This is a genomic window from Synechococcus sp. H60.3 (genome assembly GCF_047462295.1).
Lineage (GTDB): Bacteria > Cyanobacteriota > Cyanobacteriia > Thermostichales > Thermostichaceae > Thermostichus.
On the sequence record NZ_JANSIY010000077.1, the window covers coordinates 1 to 12,081 of the forward strand.

General features: G+C 58.9%; 8 protein-coding genes, 1 tRNA gene and 1 pseudogene. 2 read left to right on the forward strand and 8 right to left on the reverse strand.

The features are described from left to right. The 3 genes and pseudogenes from NW841_RS08960 to tgt form a co-directional block, all read right to left on the reverse strand. Nucleotides 1-669 (reverse strand): annotated as a pseudogene (locus NW841_RS08960) (hypothetical protein); the annotation flags it as partial. 354 nt (nt 670-1,023) lie between these two features. Further along, nucleotides 1,024-1,635 (reverse strand): hypothetical protein, encoded by a 612-nt coding sequence (locus tag NW841_RS08965; RefSeq protein WP_414369177.1) that lies wholly within the window; start codon nt 1,633-1,635, stop codon nt 1,024-1,026. Between the two features lie 114 nt (nt 1,636-1,749). Further along, on the reverse strand, nt 1,750-2,853 hold the full coding sequence (gene tgt / locus NW841_RS08970; RefSeq protein WP_414386143.1) for a tRNA guanosine(34) transglycosylase Tgt: 1,104 nt from the start codon (nt 2,851-2,853) through the stop codon (nt 1,750-1,752). A 119-nt stretch (nt 2,854-2,972) separates the two neighbouring features. Here tgt and NW841_RS08975 point away from each other — a divergent pair. Continuing rightward, nucleotides 2,973-3,055: transfer RNA gene (locus NW841_RS08975), tRNA-Leu, on the forward strand. Nucleotides 3,056-3,163: 108 nt separating this feature from the next. Here NW841_RS08975 and NW841_RS08980 read toward each other — a convergent pair. Next, nucleotides 3,164-3,541 carry a hypothetical protein gene (locus NW841_RS08980; protein ID WP_414333939.1) on the reverse strand — a complete coding sequence of 126 codons (378 nt, stop codon included), beginning with the start codon at nt 3,539-3,541 and terminating at the stop codon, nt 3,164-3,166. 394 nt (nt 3,542-3,935) lie between these two features. Here NW841_RS08980 and NW841_RS08985 point away from each other — a divergent pair, with 394 nt between their 5' ends. Continuing rightward, nucleotides 3,936-8,510, forward strand: coding sequence for a response regulator (locus NW841_RS08985; protein ID WP_414386144.1), 4,575 nt, complete (start codon nt 3,936-3,938; stop codon nt 8,508-8,510). Nucleotides 8,511-8,733: 223 nt separating this feature from the next. Here NW841_RS08985 and NW841_RS08990 read toward each other — a convergent pair whose 3' ends face one another. The 4 genes from NW841_RS08990 to tmk form a co-directional block, all read right to left on the reverse strand. Next, nucleotides 8,734-8,904: a high light inducible protein gene (locus NW841_RS08990; RefSeq protein ID WP_414361756.1), complete on the reverse strand. Its 171-nt coding sequence runs from the start codon at nt 8,902-8,904 to the stop codon at nt 8,734-8,736. Between the two features lie 75 nt (nt 8,905-8,979). Next, complete coding sequence (locus NW841_RS08995) at nt 8,980-10,002, reverse strand: spermidine/putrescine ABC transporter substrate-binding protein (protein ID WP_414386145.1); 1,023 nt, start codon at nt 10,000-10,002, stop codon at nt 8,980-8,982. Between the two features lie 196 nt (nt 10,003-10,198). Further along, nucleotides 10,199-11,152 (reverse strand): CHAD domain-containing protein, encoded by a 954-nt coding sequence (locus NW841_RS09000; protein WP_414386146.1) that lies wholly within the window; start codon nt 11,150-11,152, stop codon nt 10,199-10,201. A 167-nt stretch (nt 11,153-11,319) separates the two neighbouring features. After that, a complete protein-coding gene (gene tmk / locus NW841_RS09005) occupies nt 11,320-11,967 on the reverse strand; it encodes a dTMP kinase (RefSeq protein WP_414371189.1) in 648 nt (215 codons plus the stop codon). Between the last annotated feature and the right edge of the window lie 114 nt (nt 11,968-12,081).

The window sequence follows — 12,081 nt, forward strand, 5'->3', positions numbered from 1 at the left end:
AATCTGCCCCCGTTCATCTCCTGCCAAAGGCAGGCTCCACAGAGCTTCGTTGACCGCGTCATAGTCCACCGCTGTTATCGGCTTGGGCAGATCGGCTGGACGTTCAATGAGCTTGCCCATGCCGGGGCTAGGAACCAAAGTCTGAGGCCGTGGCAGCCGAGTAGCCTGGATCAGGCAGCGATCCTTGCGCGTAACCGCCATGCACTCCGTTTCCTCTGCTGTGTAGCTGCCCAGCTCGCCAAAAGTGGCATCCAGCGCCGCTGCCACATAGCCCACGGCTAGATGATCGATGGGACGAGTGCGGTTAGCCTGATCCCCGTACTTGCTCAGCCAGCCTTCTGCGTAGTGGGAGTGGGTGAGCTGGGCTTCGCCGCCGCTGGGGCTGGCCTGCAGCTCCAGTCGCCCCAAGCCGAGAAAGCCGAACAACTGGCACGCCACCGCCAGCCGCTCCGCTGCCTGCTGCACTCCCAAGGTTTTAAAAGCGCCCTGGAGCAAGCTGTAGAAAATCTCCTGAGCCGCCGTGCGCAGGATGCTCACCCCATCGATCCAGTTGGGATCCTCAATGGTCTGCTGCAAAAATAGGTTGTAGTGGTGGCAGTGGAAAATCACTGGCTCGCCAAAGAGAGAGAGCAGCTTGCGAGCGCGGTCAAGGCGTAAATGCTCCAACATAGATGGCCTGAGCTCGAGGGGATAGGAAGGGACAACAGTTGACGACTCCCACAACTTTAGCCTTTAGCTTAATCGGCGGGAAGCCCTGCACTGTATTTGTGTTCCGTAGGTGGCGTAAGCCACATTGGGTTTACTCAAGAGCAAATCAGTGTCGGGATGAAAGCCGTTGTGCTGCAATTGAGGAGAACAAGTTCAATCTCTGGAGAGTTTCCCGCCGTGGGTCGCACGGCGGCAGCACGCTGCGACCTCTGTACCAATAAGTCTGGGAAGCAGGAAGCCCGTAAGCTATCGGCTCGCGCAGCGTGGCGTAAGTCATGTTGTGTTGGCTCAACGAGAATGAGTGTCGGGAGTCGTTCAACTGGGCAAAGCAATAGGCAAGTGCTCTACCCCCAATACGTCAGATACCGCTTTGTGGAGAATGCGGAGCTCCTGGGAGTTCAGGGTGCCTTTTTCAAGGCGGTTGCGGTCAATGCCCGTTTTCAGGGACAAGCGCAGCATGACAAAGTTGGGATCCGGAGCGTAGCGCTTGGCGTAGCTAATCAAAGCCTGAGCAGTGGATAGAGTGTCGTCTTGAACAGGAGGCAGCAGCGGTTTGCCGTCGATGAGGATGGCTTTGATGCGCTCTGAAATTGCTTTGAGGTCGATGATGGAGCGGGTTAAAAACAAAACAAAGTAGGGACTTTTGGGGAAAGACTTCAGAATCACCCGCACATGAGACGAGCCCGCTGTGAGGTAATCCGCCTCCTCCTCAGGGCTGACCGTTTGGCAAAGGCGGTTGTTGGCCTGCAATAGGTCGCTGGCGTAGGTGCCCAAAAGTTCCAGCGCCTGCTCTTCCTGGGTGTCGCTGGCGTAAGTTACCTTGGCTACCGTTTTGCCATCCGTAACTCGCCCTATCAAGACGGCAATAAGGCCAGGCAGCCCAGCAATATGCTGCTCAATTACACTTTGCAGGGTGCGGATAGCCATGCTCCTCTTTGCTCCTCCCTAAGGTGAAGGCTGGGTTGTCCTCTCATCGTAACGAGTAGGAAGGCTAGCCTGGGAGTATTTAGAAGGGATGTTAACAAAGACCCCTGAGGACGCTCAGCCCTCGCGCCACGGATCCCAGTTCTCATGAAATTTGCCTTCCAGAATGGCCTGGCGCATTCTTTGGGTGTAGCGCACGAGCTCCGTGATGTTGTGGATGGAAAGCAGAGTGTAGCCCAGGATCTCCTGGGCGCGGATGAGGTGGCACAGATAGGCGCGGCTGAAGTGGCGGCAGGTGTAGCAAGGGCACTCAGGATCGATGGGATCCAGGCTGCGGCGGTGTTCGGCATTCTTGATGTTCCAGCGTTGGCCGCGGCTGATCACGGTGCCGTGGCGGGCATAGCGCGTGGGAATGACACAGTCAAACAAGTCCACGCCGGCAGCCACTGCCGCCCGCATCTCGGCATAGGTGCCCACCCCCATGAGATAGCGGGGGCGATCGGCTGGCAAGAGGGGGGCTGTTTGTCGCACCACCGCGTGCATTAGCTCCACCGGCTCTCCTACGCTGACGCCGCCGATGGCATAGCCGGGTAGATCCAGCCGACAGACTTCTTCCGCTGCCTGCCGACGCAGCTCCGGGTAAACCCCCCCCTGAACAATGCCAAACAAAGCCTGATCGGAGCGGCGGTGGGCTTCCACGCAGCGCTTCAGCCATTGAGTAGTCCGCCGCACCGCTGCTGCCACCGCCTCAGGGCTGGCAGGATAGGGCGGACACTCGTCAAAAGCCATGATGATGTCTGCCCCCAAAGCATTTTGGATCTGGATGGAGAGCTCAGGAGTGAAGTGAATAATTCGCCCATCGTAAGGCGAGCGAAACGTTACCCCTTCCTCGTCGATCTGGCGGATGGCGCTGAGGCTAAAAACTTGAAAGCCGCCTGAATCGGTGAGGATGGGACCGGGCCAGCCCATGAAGCGGTGCAGGCCCCCCGCCGCTTGAATGATCTCTTCGCCGGGGCGTAGGTGCAGATGATAGGTGTTGCTGAGGATAATGTGGGCGCCGGTTTCCTTGAGTTGAGCAGGCGTGAGGGTTTTCACATTGGCCAGCGTTCCCACCGGCATAAAGCAGGGGGTTGGGATCTCGCCGTGGGGGGTAATGAAATAACCCGCCCGTGCCTGCGTGTTGGGGCAGGTGCCCTCGCAAACAAAAGTAAAAGCCGCCAAGGTTAGCGCTCTGGATCCACTGCGTGCGCAGCCGAGCTTAGCATAAGAGTCGGATCCCCTTCTAAAACCCCCCAGCCCTTGACAGGGATCCCCTTTCTTGGGCATGCTTATAGATCGCTGCGGAACTGGCGGAATGGTAGACGCGCTAGATTCAGGTTCTAGTGGCAGCAATGCCATCGGGGTTCAAGTCCCCGGTTCCGCATTTCTTTGGATTGGTTGCTACCTACTCCATCACCTCAACGTAGAGCAAGCTCTAAAAGAATCTTGCTTGGCTGCAGAACTCCTCTGAGGCCGGCAAAGGCCGTAACTTTTAGAGAGTCAGCTCTTTTTCGATTTGGGAGAGCTTGATACGAGCAAGAGCCAAGTTGCCTTTCTCTCGATCCAAAGCCAGATAGAAAAATAGCCCAGGTATGTGCTTAAGTAGATACATCAGGTGATACTGAGTCTCCAGAATAATAAGTATCTCTTCGATTCTGTCGGTGAACTTAAGAGACTCTGCAACTCGCATCTTGGCGCGGATCACCTCTGTGTTTCCGGCAATGGCCAACTCCAGATTAGCTTCGGGAAAGGCAGGGCTGTTGGTGCCCTTAAACCCCAGACACATTCCGGTCTTCCAGTCCCCCAAAGCCACGCCCAGTGCTCCGTCAATGGTGAGAGCCTTCACCAGACTGTCTTGAAGCTTGTTCATAAGACTGCCCTATCCCCAAAAGCCTGATCCTGAAGTCTGTCCGACCATCATAAGTCTCTAATTGGAAAGTTTCAACTTAAAAGTACTAGAACCTGCTTATTTTTAAGATAAGTAAAACTAAATGCTAAATGTGTTAAGCGAGGGTCGTCGAGATTTTCTTGCCTTTACGTGTATCTGTATAGTTTCTTGAAAGCCAAGCCCCTGGGATCACCCTCCGAGAACAAGGGCATTTCCCTCAAGTCAGGCAGTACGGCTCCCGCTTGGTTCGTTTGGGGGCATAGATCCTTGAGGATTTCGGCAAGGCGGTCGGGGAGTTATGCTGGGGTTGTCTCTTTTACCAGGCTGCTGAGGTTCACCCACGGCAGCGCCGGATCCCGTCTCTCCAGCTTGACCCATGCCCAAGGCTCCCCTTCCCCCTAACGAAGAAGAGCGGCTGGCTGCCCTACGAGAGTATCAAGTTCTCGATACAGCCCCTGAAACTGCCTTTGACGAGATCGTCCGGCTTGCTGCTTACATCTGCGGCACGCCCGTCTCGCTGGTCTCTCTCATCGACGAGCATCGCCAGTGGTTTAAGGCCAAGTTCGGCATTGAGGGCATCGAGGAAACGCCGCGGGATGTGGCCTTCTGTGCCCACGCCATTCTCTCGCCCAAAGAGCCGCTGGTGGTGCCCGATGCCACCCAGGATCCGCGCTTTGCCGACAACCCTTTTGTAACCCAAGAGCCGCATATTCGCTTTTACGCCGGTGTGCCCTTGGTAACGCCGGAAGGGCAGGCGCTGGGTACCCTCTGCGTGGTGGACTACCAACCCCGCCAGCTCAGCCCGGAGCAATTGGAGCAGCTCAAGGCCCTGGCCCATCAGGTGACAGCCCAACTGGAGCTGCGCCGCACCTTGCGGGAGTTGGCCAAGGCTCCCTTGCTTCCCAAAGCTGGCGAGAGCAAGCCTGCTCGCAAAAACCGCTTTCTCCTCAAGGTCAGTGCTGGCCTGGGCCTGGCTGCCCTGATCTTGGGCGGGATCGCCTACTCTGCCCAGCGCAACGCCAGTCGCCTGCCCCAACTGACGGAGCAAGTGGCCGATACCCTGGAAGTGATCCAGAACCTGGAAGGATTGCTCTCAGAGATCCGTGCTGCCGAGGCAGGTAAACAGGGCTACTTTTTGACCAACGAGCCTGGCTACCTCGACGAGTACAAGGCCAGCCTTGAGGCCATTCCCACTCGTCTTAGCCGGCTGCAAGAGTTGACAGCCGACAACCCTCTCCAGCAAGGGCGCCTGAAGTGGCTGGAGCTGCTTTTGGAACAGCGTCTGAACCTTGCCCAAGATCTTATCCGGCTCCGGGATCAAGAGGGGCTGGCCGCTGTTCAAGAAGCCTTGAAGAGGGGCGAAGGGCAAAGGTTGATGGAGCGGATCGCCAACCTAGTGGAGGCGCTCCAGGAGCAAGAGCGGCTTCTGTTGCAGCAGCGCAGCGAGCAGTTCCAGCTTGCTTGGGTTAGAACCAATGCCATCCTGCTGGGGGGGCTGGCTTTTACCTACTTGCTGTTGGCCGCAGTTTATGCCCTCATTCGCCGCGAAACTGCCGAGCGGGAGCGGGCGGAAACCTTCCTCAAGCAGGAGCGGGACTTTACCAACGCCATCCTCGACACGGCAGGCGCTGTGGTGGTGGTCATGGATCCCGAGGGGCGCATCCTGCGCTTTAACCGCGCTGCCGAGCAGCTTTCTGGCTATTCGCTGGCAGAAGTCAAGGGCCAACTGCTCTGGGACTTGGGCTTGATCCCGGCGGAGGAGATGGCCGGCGTGGAGCAAGCTTTTCAACAACTTAAGGGCAGTCGCTCCCTTTTCTTAAACCGCCATGAAAACTTCTGGCGCACCAAGCAGGGGGCGCTGCGGCTCATTGCTTGGACCAACACCGCCCTGGTCAACGCCGAGGGCGAGGTGGAGTTTATCATCGGCACCGGCATCGACATCACCGAGCGCAAGCTGGCGGAGCTGGCTCTCAAAGAAAGCGAAGAACGCTACCGGGATCTCTTTGAAAATGCCAGCGATCTCATTCAGGCTGTCGATGCCGAAGGGTACTTTCTCTATGTCAACCGCGCCTGGAAGGAGACCCTGGGCTACGACGAAGCTCAAATCCACCAAATGAGGGTTTTCGACATCATCCACCCCGACTATCGAGAGCACTGCCAGGTGGTTTTCCAGAAGCTTTTGGCTGGCCAACCTCTGGACAAGGTGGAGACGGCCTTTGTGACTGCCAAGGGCGAAACCATCTGGGTGGAGGGAAGTGTTAACTGCCGCCTTGAAGATGGGGTGATGGTCTCCACGCGGGGCATTTTCCGCAACATCACCGAGCGCAAAAAAGCTGCCGAGGAGCTGGAGCGGCAGAGCCGGCGGGCCCAACTGCTGGCCGATCTCAGCTTAAAGATCCGCCAATCGCTGGATATTGCCGAGATCCTGGAAACGGCAGTAACGGAGATCCAAGCCCTGCTCAGGGCGGATCGCGTTTTGGTCTACCGCTTCCAGCCGGATGGATCCGGGATCATCTCCAACGAGAAAACCCAGCCCGGCATCCCTTCCCTTTTGGGCGAGGTGATTGAGGATCCCTGTTTTCAGGAAAAATACGCTGAGCTCTACAGCCAGGGCCGGGTTCGCGCCATCAGCGACGTGGAGGCCGAAGGGCTGGAGCCCTGCTACCTGGAGCTGCTGCAAACAATGCAGGTGAAGGCCAACCTGGTGGTGCCCCTCTTCATGGAGCAGCGGCTGTGGGGGCTGTTGTTGGCCCACCAGTGTTCTGCACCCCGCCAGTGGCAGCCGTTTGAGATCGAGCTGCTGGTGCAACTGGCCAACCAAATCGGCATTGCCCTTACCCAGGCAGAGCTCCTGGAGCGGGAGCGCCAGCGCAGCCTTGAGCTAGAACAAGCCCGCAAAGCGGCAGAGCAGGCTTCTCAGGCCAAAAGCAGCTTCTTGGCCACCATGAGCCACGAGATCCGCACCCCCATGAACGCGGTGCTGGGGATGACGGGCTTATTGCTGGAGACGCCCCTGACCCCAGAGCAGCGGGACTTTGTCGAGACCATCCGCATCAGCGGCGATGCCCTGCTGACCCTCATCAACGACATCCTGGACTTCTCCAAGCTGGAAGCCGGGGAGATGGAGCTGGAGATCCTGGACTTCGACCTGAGGGCCTGTTTGGAGGAGGTGGCGGATCTCTTTGCCCCCACTGCTCATGCCAAGGGCCTGGAGCTGGCGGTGCTTATGCCGCCGGAAGTGCCCCGCTATCTGCGGGGGGATGCGTCGCGGCTGCGCCAAATCCTCAACAACTTGGTGAGCAACGCCATCAAGTTCACCCATCAAGGGGAGGTGGTCATCCAGGCCGAGCTGCTGCAAAAAACGGCCACCCATGTCCAACTGCGGCTCTCGGTAAGGGATACAGGGATCGGGATCCCCAAGGAAGCGCAAGCCAAGCTGTTTCAGCCCTTCACCCAAGTGGATGCTTCTACCACCCGCAAATACGGGGGCACAGGGCTGGGCCTGGCCATTTGCAAGCAACTGACAGAGCTGATGGGGGGCAAGATCTTCCTAGAGAGCGAGGTGGGCCGCGGCAGCACCTTCAGCCTCGAGCTGACCCTGGAAAGACAACCCTACGCCCGACAAATCTCCCAGCACCCCGCCCGCATCCCTGTCAATCTCCAGGGCAAGCGGCTGTTGGTGGTGGACGACAACGCCACCAACCGCAAGATTGTCCGCTGCCAGGCCACCGCTTGGGGCATGGTGGTGGAAGAAGCCGAAAATGCCTACCAAGCTCTGGACAAACTGCGCCAGGCCGTGCGGGAAGGGATCCCCTTCCCCTTGGCGGTTTTGGACATGCAGATGCCGGAGGTGGATGGGGAAACCCTGGGCCGCTGGATCAAGGCGGATCCCGAACTGTCCCAGACGCAACTGGTGATGATGACCTCGCTGGGGTTGGGGGAGCACTCCCGCCGCGCCGCCGAGATTGGCTTTGCTGCCTACCTAACCAAGCCGGTCAAGCAAACGCGATTGCAAGAAGCTCTGATCATGGCCCTGGGCAAGTCTTCCGGCCTGGCCACCGCGCTGCTGGGCATGGGCCCACCCCTTTCGCAAAGTGCGCCCTCGGCCAGCCGCCCCCAGCAACCCCTGCGCATCCTCTTGGCCGAAGACAACCCCGTCAACCAGAAGGTGGCCCTGCGCCAGCTGCAGAGCTTGGGCTACCTGGCGGATGTGGTGGCCAACGGCCAGGAGGTGCTGGATTTGCTGCAGCAAGTCAAGTACGACCTCATCCTCATGGATTGCCAGATGCCGGTGATGGATGGCTACGAGGCCACCCGCCGCCTGCGCCAGCAGGAGCGGGGATCCGGCCACCGCACCGTGGTGATTGCCATCACGGCCAACGCCATGCAGGAGGATCGGGAGCGCTGCCTGCAAGCGGGCATGGACGACTATCTCAGTAAGCCGGTGCTAAAGGAGGATCTGGAAAAAGTGCTCAACCACTGGAGCCAAAGGATCGCCCCTTCCGCAGCAGGAGCAGCCAACGGGGCGGCTTCGTCCGATCCGCCTTCTCCTGAAGCTGCCGGCGGTGACCCTGCTCCCACGCTGCCCTACCCCATCGACGCCGCCTACTTGGAGCGGGTTACGGGAGGTGACCGCCAGTTTCAGCGGGAGCTGCTGCAGGTGTTTGTCCAAGATGGCCAGGACCAGTTGCCGCGGCTGCGCCAAGCTCTTGCAGCGGGTAATGCCGAAGACTTGAGGAAAATTGCCCACCGCCTCAAGGGAGCTAGCGCCAACGTGGGAGCCAATGCCTTTTGTCAAGTAGCCCGCGAGCTAGAACACCTGGGGGTGCAACTGGCGCAGCCGGGATCCCCGGCTGATGACCCAAAATGGGCAAGCGCTTCCCAGGGCCTGGAGGAGCTGGAGCGCATCTTGGCCGACATTTGCCAGTACCTGCAGGAATTGGAAGGCTAGGGCGATCCCAGACTTGTCGCCCTCACCCCCAGCCCCTCTCCCAAAAGGAGATGGGGATCAAGCGGCGAACCGTTGGAGGTAGGAGGAACAAATTGGCGCGGCTGTTTGGCTTCGCTCTGGCTCGGAACTGCAGCAAAAGCCCGGCTGCTTGAGCAAGCTGCAAGGGGACAGCCGGGCAAAAAGGTGTCTAGCTAGTGCTTCGACCCAATCAGGCGGGCTGGGATCACATCAGGCCAATTTGAGAGAGGATGCCTTGGCCCGTAAGCAGCTCGGTCAAAACGCCAATCACAAAGCCCAACATTGCCAGACGGCCATTCCATTTTTCGGCGAAGGTGGTAAAGCCGAACTTAGCTTCTTGGTTTTCCATGGTTGCAACTCCATCAAGGGGTGACATCTCCAATGTGGCTCAGATATTAAAAAGTGTCAAGTTTTGTGTCGAGAGCTAACAAGGTGAGGTCGACAAGGATCCCTAGCTGCTTTTGACGGCAGTCCAGACAGCGTCTACGAGACGGAGCTCCTCCTGCGACAGCACTTTGAGGTACTGCAGCCTAGCAAAGGTTGCCTCATCGGGATAGATAGCTGGGTTTTGGCGATCCTGCGGGTTAATCTTAGGCAGGGCGGCAGCATTGGGGGTGGCAAAGCGGTTGTAGTTGCTCAGTTGGGCGCCAATTTCCGGCTCCAGAAGGAAGTTGATGAAGCGGTTGGCCAGCTCCGGGTTAGGAGCTTTGGCTGGGATGGCCATCACATCTAGCCAGATGTGAGCGCCCTCGCGAGGGACAAAGTAGCCAATGTTGGGATTTTCCTCAGCAGCTTGCAGGGCATCGCCGCTGTAGACAACCGCCACGTTGGCTGTTCCGGAGACCAATTGATTTTTGCCGCCCACCCCGCCAATGAGGCCGGCGCTGCGGCGTTTGGTGTCGATGAGGAGCTGCTGAATCTGCTGCAGTTCGGAGCGAACAGTGGTGTTGATATCGAAGCCGAGGTAGAAGGCCGCCGCGGCAATCATGGAGCGCATCTCATCGATCATCACAAAGGGGCCGTACTGCTGCTGCGGGTCGAAAATCAGACCCCAGGAGCGCTCGAAGTTTTCCGGCAGGCGGTCTTTGCGGTAGCCGATGCCGGTGGTGCCCCACTGGTAGGGAACTGTGTAGGTGTTTTCTGGGTCAAAGGGCAAGCCGATAAACTTCTCCCCCAAGTTGCGGAGATTGGGAATCAGGGCTTTGTTGAGAGGCTGCAGCAGGCCCAGCTCCACCATGTTGGGCACAACGTAGTCCGTGGGCACAACGACGTCGTACTGGTTCACGCCGCCCCCCCGCAGCTTGGCAATCATGTCCTCGTTGGACTCGTACACACTTACCACCACGCGGCTATTGGTGGCTTTCTCAAAGGCAGTGAGAATGGCCGGGTCAATGTATTCCGACCAGATGTAGAGTTGAAGGGTTTGTTTTTGGGCAGCCGTTCTCAGGGGCCAGAAGAAAAGCAGGAGCAGCAAACAGCAAAGCAAAGCGATGGCCGTGGCAATTCCCTTTTTCATAGGCAGGAGGGGCAGGAGCAGCAGTGAAGGGGCTGGAGTTCCTGCTCTGGGAAAGACTTAGACAATAGCCGACTTCCCTCTAGCCCTGAGGCAAAAGCGGAGCTCACCGCTGTCCCTCCCCTAGACCTAGAGCAGGCTTGTCCAACCCTACGCCCTAGCCTACCACCTGGGCTTCCCCGTTGCTGCTTTCCCCAGCCGAGAATAGCAGTTGATATAGCCGCTGCTGCTCGGCAGGGTTGCGGTAGCGCTGTTGCTGCAACGGCCAATCCTGCAAAGCCAGCTCTTGTTGCTCACGTAACCTAGGCTGTAGGGCCGAGTCGGCGGGCAACTTGGCCTGCAAAACCTGTAAATCGTTGAAGCGGCCCAGTTGCTCCTGTAGGCCTTTCAGAGTTTTGATCCACTCCTGCACAGTTTCCCCGTAAAAGGGGGCGAAAAACTCCACCTGGTAGCGCAGGCGTTTGGTGGCTTTGCGCAGATCGTGTAGCTGTTTGGCCTGAGATTCTGTCTCGGGAAAAGACGGGATCCGCCAGCCCGGCTGCAGGAACCAGGCGGCCAGCAAAGGAGCCAACAGGTGAGGCAAGCTCTCCTGGAGGGGAAGCTGGGCCGCAGGCCGGTAGCGGGGGTGCTCCAGCCACTCCGCGCAGGCTGCCTGAAACTCTTGGAAGTTTGCATCTTCCAAAATGCGGCGGGAACGTTTCTCGGCTTGGGCCTGACACTGCCGCAGGTCTTCCTCCAGCTCCTCCAGCTCGGCTGCTGGGATCCCCTGCCAATAGGGCTCTTGGAGGATTTCCAGCAACACGTCCAAATCCCGCTGCTGGCCCAGGGTTCTGGTCAACTTTTGCAGACGTTTGGGCTTGAGCGGCTTGGGCAGGCGCACGGATCCCTGAAACACCTCCACCCAGGTGCCGATGCGGCGCAGGCCCACCCGGATTTGATGGAGGGACTCTGCTGCCTCGGGGTGCTGGTTGAGCACTCTCCCCACGTGCTTCTGCAGCCGCTGCCATTGCTGGCTCAATAGTTGGTGAGCCCAAGCGGCCACGGTGGGTGAAGGGGAAGACGCCAGCAGGATCGAGTGCTCGCTTTTCTGCTCAGCAGCAATGGCATTCACGGCAAATCTCCTCTACCTCTCAAAACGGGGCCTAAAAAGGGCAGAAGGCTTTCCCTGCATAGCCTGCTTACCTTACCCTGAGGTCACCCGCGCCCTCTTCTTTTTTAACCTAATCTTAACCTCTGAGCAGGGTATGGCCAGGGAAACGGTTGAGACCGCCCTTCGAGCTAGCAGGGCGGAGCCTTTGGTAGGCGGGGCCTGACCGCTGCCCAGATGCGGGTGGCCACCTCTGCCGGGGATCCCATGGCGTCGATGCGGACAATCCGCTGCGGGAACTCGGCGGCTAGAGCCTGAAATCCACGGTAAACTCGGCGGTGAAACTCCAGGTGTTCTCGCTCGAGTTTGTCGGCCTCTGACTGTAGGGAACGGGTAATCGCTACGCGCCGCTGACGCGAACGCGCCAGCCCCACCTCAGGGGGGAGATCCAACCACAGGGTGAGGTGCGGCTGCAGCCCGCCGGTGGCCAAGTGGTTGAGCTGGCGGATCTTCTCCAGGTCCAGCCCGCGACCATACCCCTGGTAGGCCAGGGTAGAGTCGGTGAAGCGGTCACAGAGCACCACCTGCCCTGCCGCCAGGGCGGGAAGGAGGCATCTTTGCACGTGTTCAGCCCGATCCGCCGCGTACAGGAGCAGCTCAGCCAGCGGCGTTATGGGATCCCCGTGCAACAGCAGCTCCCGCAGCACCTTTCCCAGTGCTGTGCCCCCTGGCTCGCGGGTACACAGGCAAGCATAGCCCTCTTGTTGAAGCTGCTCGGCCAAAAGGGACTGCTGAGTGGTTTTGCCCGCTCCTTCTCCACCTTCTAAGGTGATGAACACGTCCTCGCCCAGGAGAGTGTGTCAAAGGATTGTTTGAGGGGCATGGCTAGCGCAGGTTGAGTTGAGGCTGCAAATTGAAGGAGTGGCCCGGGATCACCACGTACACGTCGGGGA

Coding starts and splice junctions, on each gene's coding strand:
- NW841_RS08965 (WP_414369177.1), bottom strand. CDS start 1,635: ATGGCTATCCGCACCCTGCAAAGTGTAATTGAGCAGCATATTGCTGGG.
- NW841_RS08985 (WP_414386144.1), top strand. CDS start 3,936: ATGCCCAAGGCTCCCCTTCCCCCTAACGAAGAAGAGCGGCTGGCTGCC.
- NW841_RS08990 (WP_414361756.1), bottom strand. CDS start 8,904: ATGTCACCCCTTGATGGAGTTGCAACCATGGAAAACCAAGAAGCTAAG.
- NW841_RS08980 (WP_414333939.1), bottom strand. CDS start 3,541: ATGAACAAGCTTCAAGACAGTCTGGTGAAGGCTCTCACCATTGACGGA.